The organism is uncultured Sphingobacterium sp., from assembly GCF_964277905.1.
GTDB lineage: Bacteria > Bacteroidota > Bacteroidia > Sphingobacteriales > Sphingobacteriaceae > Sphingobacterium > Sphingobacterium siyangense.
Genome location: NZ_CAXYKD010000003.1, coordinates 28,322 through 50,681, shown reverse-complemented (window position 1 = coordinate 50,681; position 22,360 = coordinate 28,322). Strand labels below are relative to the sequence as shown.

The following is a 22,360-nucleotide window of genomic DNA, read 5'->3' as shown; positions in this document are numbered from 1 at the left end:
GCTAATATATAAACTAAAATTAGGAAATTTTGTTTGTCGCTAGTTGTTTTAAAATAAATTTTTGAGCTCTTTTAAAGCGTTCTACCTCATTTTGCGGAATGACTTCCGAAATGATCCTTAGAATGAAAGTTTTGAAAAACGCCAATGGAATGTGTCAACAACCGTTAACTGGTTGCTATCTACGGGTAATCCGGTTACTATTTTAAGTACCTGCATGGCCATCATGCTACCGATAATACCGGGCAAGGGGCCTAGCACCCCATTTTTATCACAATTTGGAACCTGCTCTGGATCGGGGGGGGTTGGAAAGATATCCAATAGGTTTTTACTACCCTGAAAGTTAAAGACAGCCAGCTGGCCCTCAAAACCATAGATGCTGCCGTATACCAAAGGTTTATTGAGTTGTAAGCAGGTCTGATTAAGTAGGTAGCGCGTCGTAAAGTTATCACAGCAATCGACAATAATATGATAGGGAGCGAGCATTGCTAGCGCGTTGTCAGCATCTATTTTTACCTGAAAGGGTTCAAAATCAATTGTGCTATTGTGCTGTCGTATATAGGCTGCGGCACTTTCTGTTTTTGCTTGGTTTATATTATCTTCGGAATGAATGATCTGTCTATTTAGATTGTGGATTTCAACCTGGTCAAAATCAATCAGGCCAAGTTTGCCTATACCGGCCGCGGCTAAATATTGAACGACAGGACTCCCGAGTCCGCCTGCACCAACGACCAATACCTTGGCATCCATAATCTTCCGTTGTCCGGAAACGCCAATCTCTTCGATAAAAATCTGTCTGCTATAGCGATCAAAAATGTTATCTTTTTTCATGTATTTAACGTACAATACCCGCGTAATTGCTTTCCCAGTCTTTCATCACTGGAGAATAGCCCATTTTTCGGATTTGATTTTTTATTGTTTCCATATCTCTTTCATCACTTACTTCAAATTGTTCCAAAGCTTGGGGATCGACAACATAGCCTCCAGGATTGGTTTTTGAAGCTGCACTCATCGTGGTTACGCCAATGGGTATGATATGATCCCTGAAGGTTTGGTTTTCTCTGGTTGAAATGGAGATTTCCAAATTTTCATTCCACAGACGATATGCGCAGATCAACTGCAGTAGATCACGATCTGCTAAATGAAAATTTGGCTCAACAGAGCCCGCGGCTGGTCGTAAGCGTGGAAAGGAAATGGAATAGCGTGTCTGCCAATATTGTTTTTGCAAGTAGGCAATGTGTGCCGCGGTGAAAAAGCTGTCCACCCGCCAGTCCTCTAGCCCAAGTAATACCCCCAGTCCGATTTTATGGATTCCGGCCCGGCCTATACGGTCAGGCGTATCTAAACGATAGTCAAAATTGGACTTCTTTCCTTTCGGATGATATTGTTTGTAAACTTCTCGATGGTAGGTTTCCTGATAGACCAAAATTGCATAAACCCCTGCGGCCTGTAGTAGTCGGTATTCGGATTCTTCCAGTGGCTGTACCTCAATGGATATCTGTGAAAAATGAGGTTTTAAAAGGTGAATGGCGTTTAGGAAATAATTGATCTCGACCGTTTTGTTGGCTTCTCCACTGACGAGTAAAATGTGGTTGATTCCCATGGATTTAAGTGCCATTGCCTCCAGTAGTAGTTCAGTGTTGCTGAGGGTTTTGCGTTTAATTTTATTGTCCATGCTAAAACCGCAATATGTACAGATGTTTTGGCACTCATTGCTCAGGTAAAGAGGGGCATAGAGCTGTATGGTTTTACCGAAGCGACGTTGCGTGATTTGTTGTGTTTTTTGTGCCATTTGTTCCAGATACGGAGCTGCAGCCGGTGAGATGAGCGCCCTAAAATCAGCGAGCGTTAAATGGTCTTTTTCTAACGCATGCTGTACATCCCGATTGGTAGCGTCATAAATCTGTGTGTGGACGTCATTCCAGGAGTATTCATCGAGTATCGTTTTGAAATCTGTCATAAGTGAATCATCAATCAAATAAAAATGAAGTTAAGGGGCTCGAACCGATTGCATGGGAGCGTATCTTTCCTAAACCGGCCTCATAAGCCTTTCGTCCAGCGATAACAGCCTCTTTAAATGCTTCGGCCATACGTATCGGATTATTTGAGACTGCAATTGCCGTATTGACCAAGACTGCATCCGCTCCGATTTCCATAGCTTTGGCAGCATCGGATGGAGCTCCGATCCCAGCATCTACAACCACTGGGACATTACTCTCCTCAATAATAATTTCGAGAAAGTCCAGTGTGCGAAGCCCTTTATTACTACCAATAGGAGCACCTAAAGGCATAACAACTGCTGTACCTGCATTTTCCAATCTTTTACAAAGTACTGGATCTGCGTGAATATAGGGCATGACAACGAAACCCAGTTTGGCTAGCGATTCAGTTGCACGCAGGGTTTCAATAGGATCGGGCAGTAAATAACGAGGGTCGGGATGAATTTCCAGCTTTACCCAGTTGGTTTCCAGGGCCTCCCGTGCAAGTTGGGCTGCGAGCACAGCTTCTTCAGCAGTTCGTGCTCCCGAAGTATTGGGAAGCAAATCGATTGCCGTCAGGTCGAGAGCACTGATGAGACTGTCGTCTGTGCTGGTCTGGTCGATTCGTTTGAGGGCAACGGTGACCAATTGGGAGGCCGAAGCCACAATGGCATCGCTCATTTCTGTGAGATTACCGAATTTGCCAGTACCCAGAAATAATCTGGATTCAAATACGCGATCGGCTATATGTAGGTTGCTCATAATAAAATTTTATTGATGGATGAAACAATGTTTGGAGTCTTGGTTACGATTCCGGAGAGTGCTACACCGTAAACTCCAATTTCTAATAGCTGTTGGATATCTTCAAGTTGGCTTATACCCCCAATTGCGAATATTGGAATAGGGGGCAAGCCTTCTAGGCGGACTTGTTGGATAATATTTTCATATCCTGCAATTCCCAATAGGGGACTTAGTTTTTGTTTTGTTGTGGTATAGTTGAATGGTCCGAGTCCGATATAGTCACAATGTTCACTTATTCTTTGTTTTACATCCGAAAAGCTATTGGCAGTACCGCCGATTATTTTTCCTGCACCCAATATGTCCCGGGCAGCTGCGACGCTGCAGTCATCCAGTCCCAAGTGCACTCCATCAGCATCTACAGCCGCTGCAAGCAAAGGATGGTCATTGATAATACAGCTGGCACCAAATTCGGAACAGGTTTGCTTGATCTGTTCTGCAAGCGTGTATCGGCTTTTTTCATCGGCGTCCTTCCATCTGATCTGTATCCATTTGGCTCCCGCATCCAGCGCTTTCAGTACGTTATTTTTTTGTTCAGTTAATGTTTGTCCCTGCGATATATATTGGAGTTTTTCCATAGTTTTTGTTTGCATGCTATAAAATTTTGAACTGGATCAGGATGCTTCCATAAAGTACCATATAAGGCAATTCCATCTGCACCTTGCTGCATCGGAATAAGGCAGTTGCCTTGGTTTATCCCTCCAAGACCGATGAGACCAACAGTAAAGTTGGAGCGTGACGGGAGCTGATCCAACCTTGCATTATGCACTCCATACCCCACTTTTGAGATGCTCGGAAATAATGGACTTAGAAAAGCATAGGCCCAACATCCATCAAGGTTATTGAATTGATCGATATCATGCACAGATGTCGAACAGATTGCTGTAGACAGCATTTGATTTGTTGATCTATCCTTTCTATTCTTTTCGTTCATATGAATACGTGCGATTCCGAGCTCAGCCGATAGGTGAGGGTGGGAATGTAGGACCAATCTGTTCAGGTACGTTGAATCTATAGATTCAACGTACCTGAACATTTGTAGGTCCGTAAAATGATACTTGCGCAAATGCAGGATATCAAGTCCTTCTTTGAACAAAGCATTTATAATCCCTATTTCAGAAGGGATCGTTTCTGCTGCTGTCAAAGCGATGATCATAAATAGATCTCTTTTCCTTGTGCGATGAATTCCTGCGATTTCTCCTGCATCCCTTGTGCGGCACTATCTCTGATTTCCTGCGTAATTTTCATCGAGCAAAATTTGGGACCGCACATGGAGCAGAAGTGAGCCACTTTGGCCGCATCTGCAGGCAACGTTTCGTCGTGATATTCACGTGCGGTATCTGGATCCAGGGAAAGGTTGAATTGATCTTCCCATCTAAATTCAAATCTCGCTTTACTCAAGGCATTATCACGGTATTGTGCACCCGGATGTCCTTTGGCCAAATCGGCCGCATGGGCAGCTAGTTTATAGGTGATTACACCGTCTTTAACGTCTTTTTTATTTGGTAAGCCCAGATGTTCTTTTGGGGTCACATAGCAAAGCATCGCACATCCATACCAACCGATCATAGCAGCTCCAATGGCTGATGTGATATGGTCATAACCTGGAGCAATATCAGTTGTTAAGGGACCTAAGGTATAAAATGGAGCTTCGTCACAACAAGCCAATTGCTTGTCCATATTCTCTTTGATCAATTGCATAGGAACATGCCCTGGACCTTCGATCATCACCTGAACATCGTGCTTCCAGGCTATTTTGGTGAGTTCGCCCAGTGTTTCGAGCTCAGCAAATTGAGCCGCATCGTTGGCGTCCGCAATGGCTCCTGGACGGAGACCATCGCCAAGTGAAAAAGCAACATCATATCGCTTCATGATCTCACAGATCTCCTCAAAATGGGTATAGAGAAAGTTCTCTTTGTGGTGGAAAAGACACCATTTGGCCATGATAGACCCACCTCTGGAGACAATGCCCGTTACTCGAGAAGCGGTGAGATGGATATAACGAAGCAGTACGCCGGCGTGTATGGTAAAGTACGAAACACCCTGTTCGGCCTGTTCAATCAAGGTATCTTTGAATATTTCCCAGGTAAGGTCCTCGGCCACTCCCTTCACTTTTTCGAGCGCCTGATAGATCGGTACTGTACCGATTGGAACGGGCGAGTTACGGATAATCCATTCGCGGGTTTCGTGAATATTTTTGCCAGTGGATAGGTCCATGATGGTATCGGCTCCCCAACGACAGGCCCATACCGCTTTTTCAACTTCTTCCTCTATACTTGAACTTACGGCGCTATTGCCAATATTGGCATTAATTTTAACAAGAAAGTTGCGCCCGATAATCATGGGTTCACTTTCAGGATGATTGATATTATTAGGGATGATCGCTCTTCCGGCAGCGATTTCCTCACGGACAAATTCTGGTGTAATAGCTTTATTATGTGTTCTAGCACCAAAGTTTTGCCCTTTATGCTGATGATCCATTCCGGGGGTGCTGGCTGTGAGCTGCTCGATACGTTGGTTTTCCCGGATAGCAACGTACTCCATTTCTGGCGTAATGATGCCTTGCTTTGCATAATGTAATTGGGTGACATTCCTGCCGGCAGAGGCTACTTTTGGTTTATGACTATAGGCAAATCGGAGTTCATCCAACGTTGGATCAGAAAGACGTTTTTGTCCATATTCAGAGCTTATGCCAGCCAGCTGTATGACATCCTGACGACCCAAGATCCACTGTTCGCGAAGGCGCGGGAGGCCTTTTCGGATATCGATATGGACCGTATCATCCGTATAAGGTCCAGAAGTATCATAAATTGTTACCGGCGGATTAATTTCTACCTCTCCATTCGTTAATTTGGTTGGACTCAAGGAGATTTGACGCATAGCGACTTGAATAGGAAATAGTTTTCCGGATACGAAAATTTTCTTTGCATTTGGAAAGGGTGATTGCGTAATTGTTTCAGCTGTCATTTTTTTCTGTATTGGGTGAATTACTCGGTTGATTTTTTTGGAATGGCTATCCGCCCTGAGATGCGGTAATTAAGATAATCTGATCGTAAGGTTTAAGTCTTGTCGTAGTCCAGTCCTTTTTGGGGATGACTTTGTTGTTGATGGCTACAGCCACACCCTGAGTTTTGCCAGATAATTCCAAAAGCAACAAGCCTTCAAGTGAAGCAAGTGTGGGGTCGAAAAATCGAATCTGATGGTTTATTGTAAGTTCCATTCCTTAATTTTTTTGGTAAAACTTTAGGAATGGCTACACAAAGGCACAGCAATGCACCTTGTAGACAGCTCACTTTTCCCTACGCCAGTATGATCCGGATCAGGTTCTAAGGGTAAAATCTCAGCCTGCACGAGCAGACACCCCTAAAGTTGCGACTAAGATAAGGTTATTTTTATGAAAGTTGCAAGAAATTTATTTTGCAGACTTAGGCATATTGTGCAGGAAAGTACAGGTCAGTATGTGGGAAATATTTGATATATTAGTTTTTTGAATCAGCTAAAACAATTTAACAACGACCAAGAATAGTATCTTTTAATGCGTAGGATTTTATTGACAACACTGTTGTGTATCGCTAGCAACACTTATGCCCAACCTAAAAACAACTGCAGCGCCGTGCAGTTGACATGCGAACATCTGGTCAATCCATTGGGGATTGATGCAATTCACCCGAGACTTAGCTGGCGACTTCAGGACCAACGTAAAGGTGCGGTACAACAAGCTTATCAGATCCTTTTAGGGCAAGATTCGCTGGCATTGCTGAAAGAGACAAAAGATAGCTGGGATAGTGGCAAACAGTTCAGCTCGGCTATGTTAGTGCCCTATAACGGCGCACAGTTAAAGCCACAGACTAAGTACTACTGGAAGGTTAAAATATGGGATAAGGATGGTGTATCAACACGTTCTGAAATAGCATCTTTCGAAACAGGAATGATGGGACAAAACCTTTGGAAAGGAAAATGGATCAGCGACAATAAGGATATTCATGCGCGGGAAACGCCTTATTTTAGAAGAGAATTTAAGGCAAATAAGCAGATAAAATCTGCCCGCGCGTATATTGCCACAGCGGGATTATATGAACTTTCCATTAATGGCCAGCGCGTTGGCGACCATCGTCTGGATCCAATGTATACACGATTTGACCGCCGCACGTTGTATGTCGTGACGGACGTAACCCAGCAGCTTCAAAAAGGAGAGAACGCTATTGGCGTTGTTTTGGGGAATGGCTGGTATAATCATCAACCAATGGCCGTTTGGAACTTTGATAAAGCACCATGGCGGGCCCGGCCAACATTCTGTTTAGAACTGAAAATTGTTTATACAGATGGAACGACGGAAACCATTGTTTCGGATAAGCAGTGGAAGACTGCTTCGGGGCCAATCACCTATAATAATATTTACACTGGTGAGCATTACGATGCAAGACTGGAAATACCTAACTGGGATAAACCAAAATACGATGATTCGGCTTGGCAGGCTGTTCAGTATAGAAATGCGCCATCAGCGCATATCGTTTCCCAACAGATGGTACCGATTCGGCTCGTGAAGTCCTATAAGCCAAAATCAGTGACAAAGATAGACCAGCGTACCTATGTGTTCGATATGGGCCAGAATATGGCCGGGATTACAAAAATTAAAGTGAAAGGAGCTGCGGGTACTATGCTGCGTATCAAGCATGGTGAGCGATTGCAGGCCGATGGGCATCTTGATCAGTCCAATATTGATGTTTATTATCGGGGCGATAAGGAAAAGGAGCCCTTTCAGACCGATATATTGACCTTAAGTGGCCGCGATGATGAGTTTATGGCAAAGTTCGGTTACAAAGGGTTTCGTTATGTCGAGGTTAGCAGCAGTGCCGCAATTGCATTGGATAGTTCGGCTGTGACCGCCTATTTTATGCATAGTGATGTGCCTGCTATTGGACAGCTCAAGACATCATCAGCGTTGGTCAACAAACTATGGACAGCGACCAACAATGCCTACTTATCCAATTTGATGGGCTATCCTACAGACTGTCCGCAACGGGAAAAGAACGGCTGGACAGGGGATGGGCACCTTGCGATTGAAACAGCTCTATACAATTTTGACGGGATAACAGTTTATGAAAAATGGATGGCGGATCATCGTGATGAACAACAGGAGAATGGTGTCTTACCCGATATTATTCCAACTGGCGGATGGGGCTACGGTACCGCAAATGGTTTGGATTGGACAAGCACCATTGCCATCATTCCATGGCAGATCTATCAGTTTTATGGAGACCCACGTGCATTAGAAGAATGCTACCTAAATATCAAACGCTATGTCGATTATGTAGACGGAATCAGCCCGTCTGGGTTGACAACGTTTGGGCGTGGAGACTGGGTGCCGGTGAAGTCACAGTCCAATCTGGAGTTGACCTCATCTGTTTATTTTTATGTGGATGCGACCATCTTGGCTGCTGCGGCCAAATTGTTTGGACACACAGCAGATCAACAAAAATATGAACTGCTAAGCGAAAAAATTAAGACGGCCATCAACGCTAAATTTTTAGATGCTTCCAAGGGTGTTTATAGCAATGGAACACAGACCGAACTGAGTGTACCACTCTATTGGGGTGTTGTACCCAATGAAATGAAAGCCCGTGTTGCAGCCAATCTGAATAAGAAAGTGGAAGAGACCAACTTTCATTTGGATGTAGGCGTATTGGGTGCTAAAGCATTATTGAATGCGTTAAAAGATAACGGTTATGCAACGACAGCCTATAAGGTCGCGGTACAAGATACCTACCCGTCTTGGGGATGGTGGATTGTAAATGGAGCGACAACATTGTTGGAGAACTGGGATTTAAAAGCAACACGGGATATTTCAGACAACCACATGATGTTTGGCGAAATCGGTGGTTGGTTTTTTAAATCTATCGGCGGGATTCTGCCAGATCCTAAACAACCTGGATTTAAACATGTGCTCTTAAAACCTATCTTCCCCCAGGAATTGAAAGAATCTTCTATTTCTTACGATTCACCCTACGGTAAAATTGTTTCCGAATGGAAGTTAACGGATAAAATGATCGTATATAATATCCAAATACCTGCTAATGCGACGGCAACATTTTATCCACCGGATAATGTTAGAAGCAGCGATATCGTCCAATTGGAGGCTGGTAAACACAGGCTGGAGCTGGAACTCAAGTAAACATAGGCTCCGACTTGTTGTTTCGTTGTCTTGACTGTGGGTTTTATTCATCAATGTTGTAATCTATTGGAGGGCTTTTGCGAGTTTACCAAGCTGTTTTAACTTTAAGGCGAGTTCATTGCTCCAGGGTAAGCCAATACAGAGACGCATGCAATGGTGAAATTGATCCTGCAAGGTGAAGATCCTTCCCGGTGAAATGCTAATCTGTAGTTTAAGCGCATAGTTGTATAGTTTGCCTGTATCGATGTGTTTTGGAAATTCAACCCATAGGGCGAGTCCGCCCTGTGGGCGGCTTATTTTAGTACCTTCCGGAAAATGGTCTGCGATGATAGCGGCATACTGCTGGTAGTTTTCTGTTAATGATCTACGGAGTTTACGTAGGTGGTTTTCATACTTTCCTGTTAATAGAAAATTTCCCACTGCCTCGTTGATGATCGCTGTAGATGATAGGGAATGGATCAGTTTTAGTTTGATAATCTGTTCCTTGTATTTTCCAGGAGCGACCCATCCGACACGAAAGCCCGGAGCCAAGGTCTTTGAAACTGACCCGCACCAGAGTACATTGCCCTCTAGGTCAAAAGATTTGCAACATTTGGGGCGTTGGGTGCCAAAATGGAGGTCGCCGTAGGTGTCATCTTCGATCAGCGGGATATGATGTTTTGCTAGCAGTGATACAATTTTCCGCTTGTTCTCATCCGGCATACAATAGCCCAGAGGGGTGTTAAAATTGGGAACCAGTAAGCAGACTTTGATTTCGGGCAATAGCTTTTTGAGGGCTTCAATGTCTATTCCTGTGATGGGGTCCGTGGCTATTTCCAGCACCTTAAGTCCCAGGCTAACGGCAAGTTGGAGGATACCCGGATAGCAGGGGCTTTCAAGAGCCAGTGTATCTCCAGGTTTGGTTAAGGCTATCAGACATAAAACCAAAGCATTCATACAGCCGTTGGTGGTAACGACCTCATCTTCGTTTAGATTTCCACCCCAGGCCAATGAACGTACAGCTACCATACGACGTAATTTTATATTACCCTGCAAGGGCTCATATGCTGTGCCACCATCGCTGAGCTCCTGTGTAGCGAGGACGATTTCTTTTTTCAATTTTGCGGTAGGCAGGAGACTTCCCGAAGGAACACCGATCGAAAATAAGGTTAAATCCCGGCGCCCCATGGTTGAATACACCTTATTCATTAATTGATCTGGTTCTCGGTTATTGGCGATTGGAATAGGTTGACTGGCTGCGGCCAAAGGAAGCTGCATATAGTTTGGAGGACTAACGAAGTAGCCGGACTGAGGTTTGGAGCGTATAAGTGAACGTCCTTCCAGCTCTAGAAATATCCTTTTTGCTGTATTTATACTGATACCGTGTTCAGCACTTAGATTTCTCACTGAAGGTAGTTTCTCGCCGGCTTTTAAGACACCTGAATTAATCTTATTGGCAATATTGTCTGCTATTTCATTATACAAATAATCTTTTTTCATAAAATAAGGATTAATATCTGTCTTCAAAGGTAACTGTGTCCATTGAATTATCAAAAACTGTGACTGTGCTTAGTTCTTGTAATGGACGAACTTTGTGTAAAAGGTTGAAACATGGCAGAATTAAGTATAAGTAAATTACAAGAAAATACCGCCAGCGGTTGGTTAAACGGTTTTATTGGGGTGGTATTATTTAGTGGTTCGTTGCCGGCAACACGAATGGCGGTTTTAGCATTTGACCCCGTATTTGTGACGCTAGCCAGAGCTTCGATTGCAGGTATATTGGCACTTGTAACATTGATGGTTTTTAAGGAAAAACGCCCAGAAAGAAAACAATTGGGTTCGCTATGCATCGTTGCAATAGGATGTGTCGTTGGATTTCCCTTACTGAGCGCTTTAGCCCTGCAGCACATCACGTCTGCGCACTCCATAGTTTTTATCGGTATTTTGCCCGTATCGACAGCCGTATTTGGTATTATACGCGGTGGCGAGCGTCCGAAGCCAATCTTTTGGCTGTTCTCTGCTTTAGGGAGCCTACTGGTGATCGGCTATGCGCTGGCACAAGGACTAACAGCCTCACCTTTAGGTGACGTTTTAATGATTTTATCGGTCATTCTCTGTGGTTTGGGCTATGCTGAAGGCGCTAAATTGACCAAGACGCTGGGTGGTTGGCAGGTCATTTCCTGGGCCCTGGTTTTGTCGCTGCCGCTGATGTTGCCACTTACTTTTATCTATCTTCCATCCACTTTTGATGCTGTACCTATGGGCGCCTGGGCTAGTTTAGCCTATGTTTCCTTGTTCAGTATGTTTATTGGCTTTGTTTTTTGGTATAAAGGACTTGCCCAAGGTGGCACGGCGACCATCGGACAGTTACAGTTATTACAGCCATTCTTTGGTTTGGCTTTAGCCGCCTGGCTTCTTCATGAACAAGTCAGTGTTGGCATGCTTGCTGTAACAGTTGGTGTTATCCTCTGTGTCGTAGCGACGAAGAAATTTGCCCAATAAATGCATTAGAAAAAGAGAACTGGTTTATAGGTTCTCTCGGAAAACCATAAATTTATTAACTTTAACTTTTAGGGCATCGTTCGAGGTGTATTTGATCGAATGATGTCTATTATCTTGTATTGACAAAGAGAACATCGTATGATTTTACCGTTTGAACCTTATAATCCGATATGGAAAGCGAATTTCGACAGCATTCAAAATGAACTTCTTGCATTGTTGAAACCTATAAGGTCGAGGGTAGATCACATAGGCAGTACGGCCGTTGAGGGATTGTCTGCCAAACCAATCATTGATATATTGATCGGTCTTGAGGAAGAAAATGACCTTGATCGCATTCCGTTCCTGTTGCAGGGTAAATGCTATGTATATTATGAAAAATATAATGAGGATATGCCTTACAGACGTTTTTTTGTCGCCCTGATTGATCGGCCTGAAGCATTGGGGTTACCAGAGCACATTGCACCCAACGATGAAATTCCAGTACGATTGCATGATCATTCGCTACGGATAGCGCATATTCACAGCATACCGACGTCATCAGTGCACTGGTTGCGCCATATAGCGTTTCGCGATTATCTGCGTGTACATGAAGAAGTAAGAGATCAGTATCAGGCGATCAAAGAAAAGTTGGTACTCCAGCAATGGAAAGATGGGAACGACTATAATGACGCCAAAGATGAATTTTTGAAAGAGCACGAAGCAAAAGCTGTGGAATGGTACAAAAAAGTTTACGGAACAATAAAATAGTAGAACAATGGAACGTTGCACAATAGCGTGGAGGCAAGGGATTACATTGTTAAGAAATTAGTGCAATAAGAGATAGATTTAGGTATGAATACATTTTTGGCTGAATCTGAGGATATTATCCATGATTTTACCCGGCAAATTATAGAATTAAACGAGGACGATTTTAATATGAAATTGGGACCAAATAAGTGGAGTAAAAAAGAAATTCTAGCTCATTTAGTCGATAGCGCTTTTGTAAATTACGGACGGTTTATAAGAGCTCAATTTGAAGAAAATCCAAAAATATACTATGATCAGGTAGCCTACTGTTCATCTGCTGACTATCAACATGCTGAGACCGTTAAATTATGCAATTTATGGCGATCGGTAAACGAGCAATTGTTGTTTTTGTTTCAGCATATAATTGCGAATAAACTGACACAAAGGACTTGTAATGACCATAGCCTCGAATTTTTAATGCTTGACTATGTGATGCATTTGAAGTATCACAGAAATCAGATTTTGCCTGAATGATGAAATTTAATCCTTGATGAGCGGTGTCCTTACTTCTCAATGACCTTTTTGATAATATCAATTAAGAATTAAAGTATTTCTTTTATAATTAATAACTGCAAAACAATTGTCAGTGTAAACTTGTTGTCTAATAGGTGGTTCTATAGTTTTTACGCTAAGACTACCCAAAATAGATCGATGTACTGACATATCCCACGGAAATACGAAGAGACTCTCTGCTACACTTCAAAAGGACACTAATTTTTAAAACATATGAAATCGAAGTCATTTTTAACCGCAATTGTCTCAAGCTTCTTATTGTTGGCTTGTAGTACCTCCACAAGGATAACAGATGTCTATAAAAATAGAGATCTGACTCCAAAACAATACCAAACAATATTCATTATTGCGATGACAAACCATGCTAAAGCACAGGAGGTCATTGAATCCAATTTGGCTGAAGCGGCTTCCATGCATGGCTACAAGGCTATTAAAAGTACTGATGTTTTTAAACGCACGTTCACCAAAGATGAAAGTCAAAATAGAGATTTAGTGATGAAAGCAGTACACAGTCTGAATGCGGATGCTATTTTTACTGTTACCCTGATCGACAAAACCAGCGAAACCCGATATGTACCGGGAAGTGGACCTTATATGCCTTATCCGAGGTTTGGATGGTATGGTAATTTTTGGAGCTATTACTCCCATTGGTACCCGATTGCATACGATCCGGGGTATTATACCACGGATAAAATGTACTATCTGGAAAGCAATCTATATGACGTTAGTTCCGAACAACTGATTTGGAGTGTGCAGTCTGAAACAATCAACCCTTCCAGCTTAGCTGATTTTTCTAAAAGTTATACGAAAGCCCTTGTTAAGGCTCTAGAAAAGGATATGTCCGCTAAATAACCATCGATAAAAGTATATTTAAAAGCTAGCTTTAAATTAAATAGTTGTATTGGTGTATAATTATTCTTTATGCTAACGATGTAGCCTCGTTAAATGTTTTTTATAGTATAGTTGTAAACTAATTTGTGGTAATGTTGTTATATTGACAAGCAATAAAGTTAGTTCAAATAAGATGAGGTAATGAGGTACAAATTATATAGAGAACAACAATTGGCCTGCGATTTGGATACCGCTTGGTCTTTTTTTTCTTCACCCATGAATCTTTCAGAAATTACACCAAAAGATATGGGGTTTGTTGTCGTCTCAGACTTTCGTCGGCAAGAAATTTCTGAGGGAATGATCATTGATTATTTGGTATCTCCGATCCTTCGGTTTCCGCTGAAGTGGAAGACCAAAATAACGCAAGTGGAAAAGAATAAAAGTTTTACTGATTTTCAACTAAAGGGACCTTATGCCTATTGGAATCATTTTCATGAGTTTATTCCGAATGAAAAAGGAGTGCTCGTGAAAGACAGGGTAGACTATGAATTGCCTTTGGGAATTCTAGGCACAATTGCGCATGGAATTTTTGTTAAAAACAAGTTAGAGGAGATCTTCGATTACCGTTATCAGGTTTTAGAAAAATTATTTAATCAAACTAAGAATTAGTGATAACGGGTTATTGCAGTTCACGTGACCGGTGAGAAGGAGGTCAGATGAGCTTTTAAACATATTTTATGCTGTATACAATGAAGAAAATCTATCAAATAACCAATGGAGTTGCTTTGGTCATCACGGTGATTATTAATTACCTATCCAATACGGGAATTTTTAATGGGGAGACCATGGCAACGGTTTCTGCTAAATATCAAAATCTATTTACACCCGCGGGATATGCCTTTACCATATGGGGCCTCATTTATTTGGGGTTGTTTGGATTTGTAATTTATTTTGGTCCTTTTGTCAGACAGACAAACGAAAAGGAAAAAGTAGTTTTAAAAGTCGGATGGTGGTTCTTGATTTCTTGTCTAGCAAATAGTCTATGGGTCATTACCTGGTTGTATGACTATACCTTTTTGACTATTTTATTAATGATCTTACTTTTTGTGTCGCTATTAAAGATAATTCACCATACTCAATCTATTGCGTTTCATGCTGCACGCAGCAAACATATATTTCTTAAGTTCCCTTTTCAACTTTATGCAGGCTGGATTTCAGTGGCTTTGATTGCCGACATTGCAGCCTATCTCACGAAGATAGGCTGGAACGGTTTTGGATTATCAGCTACAACATGGGTTATTATCATGTTTGCAATTGCATTAATCATTCACTTATTGATGATATGGCAACGTCATATGCCCTTATTTGGACTTGTAGCTGTATGGGCTTTAATAGCAATTTCAGTTGCTAATAAATTAGTTAATAGCACTGTATATATAGCGGCTATAATAGCGGCTCTTATTGTTTTGCTAAATGTAATTGTATACTATATCCAATATCGTAAGCGACTGCCTGTCTAGTGCTTACTGGTAAATTATAGTGGTTTAGCAATCAAAGTTTAAGCTTTCCATAGTATTGTAGCCAGCTGCTATTTTATTGCTGATTCAGCAATCAATAGCTTTTGAAATTCTTTTCCGATAAATGGATTGATGACATGCTGAAATCCTTTTTGCAGCGTAAAGACAGTGATAGTCGCATCAGACTCCGGTGAATAGATGACATCTGTTCCCCACCAACCGCCATGATAGTAAGCGTTGAACCCCATGTCAAAATGATAAATTCCTAAACAGTATTTAGATTTATCTGGTGGTAAGACGTAGGTATGCATCGCTTCAAGAAGTTGTTTATCCTGAATGATTTTTCCGTCAAATACATATTGGAAAAATAGGGCTGCCTCTTTGGCTGTCGCTGCTATTCCACCGCCTCCGTACAGATCCCATGAAGGATCAATGGCATACGAGTCCCAGTTGTACTTGCTTGCGTACTGATGGGCGAGAGGCAGGGTGTTTTCAGGATATTGTTCTACGTTTATAAACCATGTCTTTGTTAGGTTTAATTCTTTGTATCTAAGTAAGTTTCGGATGGCTGCATAGAATGGCTGCTGTGTTTTTTGCTCAATAATTTCGGTAAGAAGTAAATAATTAATATCAGCGTAACTAAATTTTTCACCGACAGGCTGAGGGTTTCCGATATCGATGGATCTTTTGATCTGCTCGTCTTTTTTCCACTTATATTTAGGATGCTGATTGACGAATTCAAAATAAGCTTCATCTACATAATCTTGAATTCCCGAAGTGTGTGAGAGCAAATTCTTTATCGTAATTACCGCTAGATTATAACCATCGCTTTCAAATAAATGACGTGTTTTTTTTGATAATAAATTTGCAATTGGTTGATCAATAGAAAGTTCACCTTTTTCTACCAATTTTAGGATTGCTGCAGCGACATAGGGTTTCGTGTTGCTTGCAATCAAAACAGGCTGTTGGTCTTCTAGCGCTTGGTTCGTGCTGGTGTCTGCTACACCTTTTGCATAGCTCCAGGAAATATTATGTTTCGGTGCTTCTACATGAACAATAATCCCCACAGCATCCTTATTTTTATCATAAATAGAATCTACTTTTTGTTTAAAAACGGTCTGTAATTGAGCAAATCCGATCAACGGAGTAAACAAGGTATTTAATAACACTATTTTTTTCATATGTTCTTTTCTAAACATTGTGCCTCAGACTCAAAAACTCTCTGAGCATTTGCTAAGTATATTTCTTTGCTACTTCACTAGCAATCGCCTCTGCAGCTGCGAATGCATCGACGCCGCAGTAGGGCTAACGGATTTCGTTGCCTGTTGCGCTTGTGAAAATAAGAATTAAAATAATAATCTTGATGGTTAAATATGTGAAATAGCACATCGAGCTTATCTAATAAACTGAGTCTGTATTTATTGATGTTCTGTTTTTGATGCGAAATGCCTTCGATTTGACAATAGGAGTTTGATTTTTACACATTATTTATTTTAATATCTTTGCGTTGTCAAATTATTAATTATTAATGAAAAGAAATTATTTTACACTCTTTATGACGGTGGCTTTTGCCTCGATGTCTTTTGCACAAACGAATACAGCAGTTGAAGCCAAAGTTGAGGATCACCAGTTTGCCTACAATATCCTGACCAATATGTCTTACGAAATGGGGATCGGAAATAAAACAACATTGCGCTTTTCAGGACCTTTATCAGGAAGTTTATTATACAGTAAAACATCGATAACGATTAACGATTATCATCGTGAAGATTCTGAGTGGGGATATGCATTTCGTCCAGCGGTCGATATGCAAGTGCGGCATTATTATAATTTAAATAAAAGGCTTCAGAAAGGAAAAAAAATAGCACACAATTCCGGCAATTATATTGCTGGGGTGCTTGGAGCCGCTGGTCCGTCCATATTGAAAAGTGATAATATGTATGTTGCTGATTTCACCCTAACTTTAGGCGCAATGTGGGGTATACAGCGCACTTATGGTGAGCGTTTCATGATGAATGTAGGAATCGGGCCAGGCGTGAGTTTTTATGACAGCCAAAGCGAATTTACACCTGTTGGCGGTATAACGGTTGGATTTAGATTGGGAAAATAGATAAATAATTCCCATTTCTTTCCCAAATTGATGTATAGGTTTAGATTATTATAACATTTTAAATCTTAAATCATATGGTCAATTGGAATTTAGTAACAGGCAAGGGTGAAAAACTTTCTTCCCAGGATGTCAGAAGGAGTATTTTAACTTTTATCATAAAAAATCATCCTGGGAATCAGGTTGAGTTTATCGAAAAAAAACGCAGTTCATATCGAATAGATATCAGGGGTGGAGATGCTCTTATTTTCGATTTCAATGGACAATTTGTGAGAACAGATCGTGACTAGCCTGCTTCGATGATCTGAAATAGACTTCATATTTTAAAAAAGGGGCAGGAGCTCAGCTTTGTGCTCCCCCCTTCAACGGTAATTATCTTTAGTGGTTTGACTTTTTTGTCTTAATTCCTTCCACCTAGAATTTTATTCGGGGGCTATTATTTATTCTTTGAAACGTTAGCTTTCTTTTCTATCATTACCCCGGTTTATTTCTTGTCTTATGCAAAGCCTATTCAATGTGTAAAATGTTAGATTTACGGTGTAAAAGAAGCTTATTGGAAGGACATGAGAAAAGTAATTGCAGCATTCAATATGACCCTTGACGGGTTTTGTGATCATTCAGCAGGAATTCCCGACGAGGAAATACATCTTCATTATACGCATCTATTAAATAGCGCTGATGTCATTTTATATGGTAGGATTACCTATCAGCTTATGGAATACTGGCGGCCTTTTGTGAAAAATCCCTCAGGTGAAAAATCAATGGATGACTTTGCATTGGCTATCGATAAAATTCCAAAAGTTGTTTTTTCAAACAGCCTAAAAAATGTAGACTGGGCGAGTTCAAAATTGGCCGAAGGGATGCTAAAAGATGAAATATTGAAATTGAAACAGCAACCCGGTAGAGATATTTTGGTTGGGAGTCGAAGCTTAATTGTCCAGCTGATGAATCTCAATTTGATCGACGAACTTCAATTGTGCATTTATCCCCTTGTGGTAGGACAGGGGCTTTCACTATTTGAACATATAAGCGATAGAATAGTTTTTAAACTATTAAAAACAAGGTGTTTCTCTAGTGGTTCAGTCCTCCTGTACTATCAGTACAGTCCAACATCTACTTCGTCATAAATTATTCCCTCGGGAAATATCGGTAACACAGCGGGAAATTCAGATACCTACAGCTCCTTCCATGAAATTTACATTTGTAATGTAATTTAAAAAGAATTCATTATGAAACATAAACATTCAATTTTGTGGGCTATGGCAGCAATCCCTTTGCTAATTATCGCTTGCAATAAAAATGATGCTATGCCATCAACGTCGGCGACGACTATTACGATAGAAAATGTATTGGATTCAAAACCATTGGTCGAGTCCGGTAGCTTTAAAAACACTGGTGCTTCGCCAGTGGTTATGCCTGGCGAAGCAATTTCCATTAAGTTTTCTGCAGCCAAAGGACAAGCGCTGAGCTTTGCAACGATGTATGGTTGGTCGAATGACTTGTTTTTTGCTCCCGAAAATCCTGGCATAAAGCTGTATCAGGACAATGGAACTCCGGTTGAGGGCGATGTTTCGGCACAGATTAAATTATGGGATAATGGTACTCGTATCAATCAGATGCCAGGTGCAGCTGTAATTCACCCGGGAACAACAGAAACTGCTCCAAGAGCTATTACGGAAGTAAACGGAACCGATGCACAGGGCAATACTTATGCTCCAGCTTCTACTTTAATGAAAGCAACACTTCATTATGAAGGTAATTCCAATTTTACACTTATAATCACTAATGTCTCGGGCGGTACGACCAATCCGACCCCCTTCAGTCCCGGAGTTTGGGCAATTTCATATAGCGTGGGAGGGAACCTGTTAAATCCTAATCCATTATTTGAAGTAGGAAAACCAAGTGTAAATGGCTTGACAAATATTGCGGAGATGGGAGACAATAGCGTGTTGGGTAATTACATTAATACACAAACAGGTATTTTTACACCATTATCTCCAGTTTTGGTGGTGCTATATAAAGGCATCGAAAACCCAATATATAAAATCGGTGAAAATGACCGTGGTAAAGGACTGAAAGATTTAGCGCAAAAAGGTGATGCATCGGGCCTGGCGGCTTATCTTAAAACACTCTCCGGTGTAAAAGCGGTTTATATCCTTCCGGCGGCTAGTTCAACAGTATTACTTCCTAAAATCGGAGCGCAGGCAGGAAGTAGCGTTTCACAGCAGTTAAGTATAGCAAGTGGAGATCGAATTGCCATTGCAAGCATGTATGGCCTTTCCAACGATTGGTTCTTTGCAACAAAAGATAGTGGAATTGATGCAACAGTAAAAGGAGATGTATCCTATTCAATCGGATTGTTTGACAATGGGACAGCGATTAATCAGTTTCCCGGAGCTGGCAATGAGCAGGCAGGATTAGGCGGCACTCCTGTGACCGAAAGTAAACCAATTGGAGAAGTGCCTAATCCAAATGGGTTCACCACACTGCCATCAATTTCTAGCATTATTAAAGTAACAATCAACTAATTTTTGAGGTCGGTTATACGAACGAAAATCTTATGGCTATTATTGTCCTTATTAGAGACAGGACGATCAGCAACCTATTACATGCAGTGGCTAAAGTATCGATTGAGTTTCCACGGGCAAAAAGTATCGATTCAATATTTATTAAGTAATAAACGTGTTATAAAATGAAAAATCCTATAAAAACAAAATTAGCTGCGTTTGTTGCGCTGCTGTTGTTCACGACCTGCATCGCAAGCATAGCCAATGCGCAGGCGCGGTCCAGCATGCGGAGAGCTGACAGCAGGATAGATAAAATGGATATGAAGCAAATCCCTTATCGAATTCCGCAAAATCCGGAAGACATCAGTCCGTTATTGTGTGGAGAAAAAATACCGATGGCAGTATTGGTAGACGTTTCAGGTAAAAGGTTTGATCTCAATAGAGCGATTTCACGAAAGCCGACCATTTTGGTTTTCTACCGCGGTGGCTGGTGTCCTTATTGTACCAGACAACTTTCGGGCTTACAAGAGGCCTTTCCCGGCTTGGAAGAAATGGGGTATCAGTTGATTGCCATAAGTACAGACGAATCCGAGGGATTAATGAAAGCTGTAGCGAAAGAAAAATTAAGTTATACACTTTTATCGGACGCAGATCTTTCACTGTCGAAACAAATGGGGATTGCGTATAAAGCTCCGAAAGACTACTGGGAGATGCTACCGAAAACAACTGGAGGCGAAGACACCGACTTGCTGCTTCCAGTTCCATCAGTATTTATACTTGATCAAAAGGGAACAATTCATTTTGAATTTATCAATCCCGATTTTAAACAAAGATTATCCTCCAATCTGCTGCTTGCTGCTGCAAGCAGCATTAAAGAAGATCTGTAAATTTCTAGCTTGTGGGCGTTAGGCTCTTACAAGAAAATGATTAAATTTAAGCGTATTGAAATGCCGTAAGTAAATGACAACATGATTAGGGAGTATAGCGATAACGCAACAGCAGCACTGTTTGTGATGCACAGTGACAACAACCAGTTTTCAGGCAGGGGACTTCGTAATGCGAATTCCCTGCCAATCAATACATTTATTTATAACAAGGGCGGCGAACAAAAAGTGACGATCGATGAGATCAGCTATACGATGCCATCAAGGTGTATACTTCCTTTGGTTTCCAATCAACATTTTGTATTTGAACAGCCCGATGTGCTGACTGCCTGGCAGTTTAATAGGGAGTTCTATTGTATCGTTGATCACGATGCTGAGGTCGGTTGTGTTGGTTTTCTGTTCTATGGTATTCGACATCCAATGTTCATTGTATTAAATGAAACTGCTGTGGAAGAAATGTCTCATCTGGAGAATGTGTTTTCAAATGAGATGATGGTAAAAGATAATTTCCAGGGTGAAATGCTGCGCACCCTTCTTAAGAGAGTGATCATCAATACCACAAGGATAGCAAAGCTCCAAAGTGAAAGTTATCAGCTATTCCCCGACGAAAGAATGGATATTGTGAGAAAATTTGCGTTGCTACTGGAATGTAACTTTAAAGAGGAACATGAAGTCAGGTTCTATGCCGCTGCACTCAACAAATCACCAAAAACGCTAAGCAATGTATTTGCGCTGTTGAAACAGTCTGCGCCATCCGTTCTAATCCGCAACAGAATAATTCTTGAGGCTAAAAGGTATCTCCATTATACCGAGAAGTCAGCGAAAGAGATCGCTTACGAACTTGGTTTTGAAAGTCCTGCTCATTTTAGCCGGTTTTTCAAAATGTACTCCGGAACAAATATTTCTGCGTTTAAGAACCTTTGATCATTATTGCGTTTAAATACAGACGGTCATGTTGACCATGAATAAGAAGTACTACAAATAATGTTAAAAAAACGGCAAATACTGCCCTATAATTTTCTTTGTTTTCAATAATTTGTGTGCTAACTTATGACCTATAAAATTTTCAAAAATAGGAATCGATTCATTGGTCAAAAGCTTCATATGTTTAAACTTTCTATAGCCAGTATCAGGATTGAATCAAAGTAATACGACGGTTTTGTTTTAGCTAGTGATCATGAAATTTTATTTATCATAGAAGCGAAAATAAGAGAATTTAAATAATTAACAAACCGAAACGGAGCACAGCAAAAGAATGAAAAAAGGAATAAATAATCTAATATTAGCTACCCTGATTTTTGGATTTTTTACAAATTGTCACCAAAAAGGAAATAGAAATTCTAATTTTAATAAAGATAACAAGTTCGCATTTACTGAAAAAAAGAGCGCAGAGTATGTTGAGAAGTTTGATGACTTTTTGGCCCATTTCTTTTGTGACTCAATATTCCAAATAAGTAGAATCGATTTCCCGCTCAGAGGCATGTCAACTGAATTTGTTTTTAATGAAGAAGCAAGAGATTCAGTTGGTAATTCTTTTTTCATTAAGGACAGAAAATTTTATTGGACTAAAATGAATTGGACCGTTATTCATTCCGCGAACCTTAGTAATGTCGAAGATTATTCCTTTTTCAAGAAAAAAGGCGATAATTATTATGAGATAACCTATCGGTCAAAGTTAGACGACATTGTTTTATTTTTTAGATTTCAATCTGTGTCCGGACATTGGTACCTTACATATTATAGTTTTGAATGGAACTAGGTAAATGACCCTTTAAGAAAGGGGGAAAT

Annotated in this window: 22 protein-coding genes and 1 riboswitch; of the genes, 13 read left to right on the top strand and 9 right to left on the bottom strand. The window is 40.9% G+C overall.

All coding sequences use genetic code 11. The features are described from left to right. Positions 1-117 precede the first annotated feature (117 nt). The 7 genes from ACHWSC_RS02230 to thiS are packed head-to-tail and all read right to left on the bottom strand — an operon-like array spanning position 118 to position 5,994. Positions 118-828 (bottom strand): HesA/MoeB/ThiF family protein, encoded by a 711-nt coding sequence (locus ACHWSC_RS02230; protein ID WP_394675661.1) that lies wholly within the window; start codon positions 826-828, stop codon positions 118-120. Positions 829-832: 4 nt separating this feature from the next. After that, positions 833-1,957, bottom strand: a complete 1,125-nt coding sequence (thiH, locus tag ACHWSC_RS02225; RefSeq protein ID WP_394675660.1) for a 2-iminoacetate synthase ThiH — start codon at positions 1,955-1,957, stop codon at positions 833-835. A gap of 10 nt (positions 1,958-1,967) precedes the next feature. Then, the gene (locus ACHWSC_RS02220) at positions 1,968-2,738 is read right to left on the bottom strand and encodes a thiazole synthase (protein ID WP_394675659.1); all 771 of its coding nucleotides are present in this window, start codon (positions 2,736-2,738) and stop codon (positions 1,968-1,970) included. Continuing rightward, positions 2,735-3,367: a thiamine phosphate synthase gene (locus ACHWSC_RS02215; protein ID WP_394675658.1), complete on the bottom strand. Its 633-nt coding sequence runs from the start codon at positions 3,365-3,367 to the stop codon at positions 2,735-2,737. Before ACHWSC_RS02215 ends, ACHWSC_RS02220 begins: the two co-directional genes overlap by 4 nt. Continuing rightward, on the bottom strand, positions 3,313-3,930 hold the full coding sequence (locus ACHWSC_RS02210) for a thiamine phosphate synthase (protein ID WP_394675657.1): 618 nt from the start codon (positions 3,928-3,930) through the stop codon (positions 3,313-3,315). The genes ACHWSC_RS02215 and ACHWSC_RS02210 overlap by 55 nt, the downstream gene beginning before the upstream one ends. Next, the gene (gene thiC / locus ACHWSC_RS02205) at positions 3,927-5,741 is read right to left on the bottom strand and encodes a phosphomethylpyrimidine synthase ThiC (RefSeq protein ID WP_394675656.1); all 1,815 of its coding nucleotides are present in this window, start codon (positions 5,739-5,741) and stop codon (positions 3,927-3,929) included. The genes ACHWSC_RS02210 and thiC overlap by 4 nt, the downstream gene beginning before the upstream one ends. A gap of 46 nt (positions 5,742-5,787) precedes the next feature. Continuing rightward, positions 5,788-5,994, bottom strand: coding sequence for a sulfur carrier protein ThiS (gene thiS, locus ACHWSC_RS02200; RefSeq protein ID WP_394675655.1), 207 nt, complete (start codon positions 5,992-5,994; stop codon positions 5,788-5,790). A gap of 59 nt (positions 5,995-6,053) precedes the next feature. Then, positions 6,054-6,149: riboswitch (TPP riboswitch) on the bottom strand. 160 nt (positions 6,150-6,309) lie between these two features. Here thiS and ACHWSC_RS02195 point away from each other — a divergent pair. Next, positions 6,310-8,946: a family 78 glycoside hydrolase catalytic domain gene (locus ACHWSC_RS02195; protein WP_394675654.1), complete on the top strand. Its 2,637-nt coding sequence runs from the start codon at positions 6,310-6,312 to the stop codon at positions 8,944-8,946. A 63-nt stretch (positions 8,947-9,009) separates the two neighbouring features. Here the strand turns inward: ACHWSC_RS02195 and ACHWSC_RS02190 are convergent, their stop codons facing one another. Next, positions 9,010-10,425, bottom strand: coding sequence for a PLP-dependent aminotransferase family protein (locus tag ACHWSC_RS02190; RefSeq protein ID WP_394675653.1), 1,416 nt, complete (start codon positions 10,423-10,425; stop codon positions 9,010-9,012). A 111-nt stretch (positions 10,426-10,536) separates the two neighbouring features. Between ACHWSC_RS02190 and ACHWSC_RS02185 the strand changes: the two genes are divergently transcribed. The 6 genes from ACHWSC_RS02185 (at position 10,537) to ACHWSC_RS02160 (ending at position 15,077) form a co-directional block, all read left to right on the top strand. Next, positions 10,537-11,427: a DMT family transporter gene (locus ACHWSC_RS02185; protein WP_120332814.1), complete on the top strand. Its 891-nt coding sequence runs from the start codon at positions 10,537-10,539 to the stop codon at positions 11,425-11,427. Between the two features lie 138 nt (positions 11,428-11,565). After that, entirely contained in the window at positions 11,566-12,174 is a 609-nt protein-coding gene (locus ACHWSC_RS02180; RefSeq protein ID WP_394675652.1) for a GrpB family protein, read from the top strand. Between the two features lie 84 nt (positions 12,175-12,258). Further along, on the top strand, positions 12,259-12,687 hold the full coding sequence (locus ACHWSC_RS02175; RefSeq protein WP_394675651.1) for a hypothetical protein: 429 nt from the start codon (positions 12,259-12,261) through the stop codon (positions 12,685-12,687). A 252-nt stretch (positions 12,688-12,939) separates the two neighbouring features. After that, positions 12,940-13,578, top strand: coding sequence for a hypothetical protein (locus ACHWSC_RS02170; protein ID WP_394675650.1), 639 nt, complete (start codon positions 12,940-12,942; stop codon positions 13,576-13,578). Between the two features lie 180 nt (positions 13,579-13,758). Then, on the top strand, positions 13,759-14,226 hold the full coding sequence (locus ACHWSC_RS02165) for an SRPBCC family protein (protein WP_120332818.1): 468 nt from the start codon (positions 13,759-13,761) through the stop codon (positions 14,224-14,226). Between the two features lie 80 nt (positions 14,227-14,306). Further along, entirely contained in the window at positions 14,307-15,077 is a 771-nt protein-coding gene (locus tag ACHWSC_RS02160) for a hypothetical protein (protein ID WP_394675649.1), read from the top strand. A gap of 68 nt (positions 15,078-15,145) precedes the next feature. Here the strand turns inward: ACHWSC_RS02160 and ACHWSC_RS02155 are convergent, their stop codons facing one another. Beyond that, positions 15,146-16,255, bottom strand: coding sequence for a serine hydrolase domain-containing protein (locus ACHWSC_RS02155; protein WP_394675648.1), 1,110 nt, complete (start codon positions 16,253-16,255; stop codon positions 15,146-15,148). A gap of 347 nt (positions 16,256-16,602) precedes the next feature. Here ACHWSC_RS02155 and ACHWSC_RS02150 point away from each other — a divergent pair, with 347 nt between their 5' ends. The 6 genes from ACHWSC_RS02150 to ACHWSC_RS02125 all read left to right on the top strand — a co-directional run bounded on the left by ACHWSC_RS02150 (position 16,603) and on the right by ACHWSC_RS02125 (position 21,496). Next, a complete protein-coding gene (locus tag ACHWSC_RS02150; RefSeq protein WP_394675647.1) occupies positions 16,603-17,184 on the top strand; it encodes a hypothetical protein in 582 nt (193 codons plus the stop codon). A gap of 74 nt (positions 17,185-17,258) precedes the next feature. Continuing rightward, positions 17,259-17,471, top strand: a complete 213-nt coding sequence (locus ACHWSC_RS02145) for a PepSY-like domain-containing protein (protein WP_075993143.1) — start codon at positions 17,259-17,261, stop codon at positions 17,469-17,471. A gap of 273 nt (positions 17,472-17,744) precedes the next feature. Beyond that, positions 17,745-18,308 (top strand): dihydrofolate reductase family protein, encoded by a 564-nt coding sequence (locus ACHWSC_RS02140; RefSeq protein WP_394675646.1) that lies wholly within the window; start codon positions 17,745-17,747, stop codon positions 18,306-18,308. A gap of 102 nt (positions 18,309-18,410) precedes the next feature. Beyond that, the gene (locus ACHWSC_RS02135) at positions 18,411-19,709 is read left to right on the top strand and encodes a spondin domain-containing protein (RefSeq protein WP_394675645.1); all 1,299 of its coding nucleotides are present in this window, start codon (positions 18,411-18,413) and stop codon (positions 19,707-19,709) included. Between the two features lie 164 nt (positions 19,710-19,873). After that, complete coding sequence (locus ACHWSC_RS02130) at positions 19,874-20,575, top strand: peroxiredoxin-like family protein (protein WP_394675644.1); 702 nt, start codon at positions 19,874-19,876, stop codon at positions 20,573-20,575. Between the two features lie 81 nt (positions 20,576-20,656). Continuing rightward, complete coding sequence (locus ACHWSC_RS02125; protein WP_120332825.1) at positions 20,657-21,496, top strand: helix-turn-helix domain-containing protein; 840 nt, start codon at positions 20,657-20,659, stop codon at positions 21,494-21,496. The last annotated feature ends 864 nt before the right edge of the window (positions 21,497-22,360 follow it).

Bases quoted from the DNA above. Each gene is read 5' to 3' on its own strand.
- ACHWSC_RS02230 (WP_394675661.1), bottom strand. From the start codon at position 828: ATGAAAAAAGATAACATTTTTGATCGCTATAGCAGACAGATTTTTATC.
- thiH (WP_394675660.1), bottom strand. From the start codon at position 1,957: ATGACAGATTTCAAAACGATACTCGATGAATACTCCTGGAATGACGTC.
- ACHWSC_RS02220 (WP_394675659.1), bottom strand. From the start codon at position 2,738: ATGAGCAACCTACATATAGCCGATCGCGTATTTGAATCCAGATTATTT.
- ACHWSC_RS02215 (WP_394675658.1), bottom strand. From the start codon at position 3,367: ATGCAAACAAAAACTATGGAAAAACTCCAATATATATCGCAGGGACAA.
- ACHWSC_RS02210 (WP_394675657.1), bottom strand. From the start codon at position 3,930: ATGATCATCGCTTTGACAGCAGCAGAAACGATCCCTTCTGAAATAGGG.
- thiC (WP_394675656.1), bottom strand. From the start codon at position 5,741: ATGACAGCTGAAACAATTACGCAATCACCCTTTCCAAATGCAAAGAAA.
- thiS (WP_394675655.1), bottom strand. From the start codon at position 5,994: ATGGAACTTACAATAAACCATCAGATTCGATTTTTCGACCCCACACTT.
- ACHWSC_RS02195 (WP_394675654.1), top strand. From the start codon at position 6,310: ATGCGTAGGATTTTATTGACAACACTGTTGTGTATCGCTAGCAACACT.
- ACHWSC_RS02190 (WP_394675653.1), bottom strand. From the start codon at position 10,425: ATGAAAAAAGATTATTTGTATAATGAAATAGCAGACAATATTGCCAAT.
- ACHWSC_RS02185 (WP_120332814.1), top strand. From the start codon at position 10,537: ATGGCAGAATTAAGTATAAGTAAATTACAAGAAAATACCGCCAGCGGT.
- ACHWSC_RS02180 (WP_394675652.1), top strand. From the start codon at position 11,566: ATGATTTTACCGTTTGAACCTTATAATCCGATATGGAAAGCGAATTTC.
- ACHWSC_RS02175 (WP_394675651.1), top strand. From the start codon at position 12,259: ATGAATACATTTTTGGCTGAATCTGAGGATATTATCCATGATTTTACC.
- ACHWSC_RS02170 (WP_394675650.1), top strand. From the start codon at position 12,940: ATGAAATCGAAGTCATTTTTAACCGCAATTGTCTCAAGCTTCTTATTG.
- ACHWSC_RS02165 (WP_120332818.1), top strand. From the start codon at position 13,759: ATGAGGTACAAATTATATAGAGAACAACAATTGGCCTGCGATTTGGAT.
- ACHWSC_RS02160 (WP_394675649.1), top strand. From the start codon at position 14,307: ATGAAGAAAATCTATCAAATAACCAATGGAGTTGCTTTGGTCATCACG.
- ACHWSC_RS02155 (WP_394675648.1), bottom strand. From the start codon at position 16,255: ATGAAAAAAATAGTGTTATTAAATACCTTGTTTACTCCGTTGATCGGA.
- ACHWSC_RS02150 (WP_394675647.1), top strand. From the start codon at position 16,603: ATGAAAAGAAATTATTTTACACTCTTTATGACGGTGGCTTTTGCCTCG.
- ACHWSC_RS02145 (WP_075993143.1), top strand. From the start codon at position 17,259: ATGGTCAATTGGAATTTAGTAACAGGCAAGGGTGAAAAACTTTCTTCC.
- ACHWSC_RS02140 (WP_394675646.1), top strand. From the start codon at position 17,745: ATGAGAAAAGTAATTGCAGCATTCAATATGACCCTTGACGGGTTTTGT.
- ACHWSC_RS02135 (WP_394675645.1), top strand. From the start codon at position 18,411: ATGAAACATAAACATTCAATTTTGTGGGCTATGGCAGCAATCCCTTTG.
- ACHWSC_RS02130 (WP_394675644.1), top strand. From the start codon at position 19,874: ATGAAAAATCCTATAAAAACAAAATTAGCTGCGTTTGTTGCGCTGCTG.
- ACHWSC_RS02125 (WP_120332825.1), top strand. From the start codon at position 20,657: ATGATTAGGGAGTATAGCGATAACGCAACAGCAGCACTGTTTGTGATG.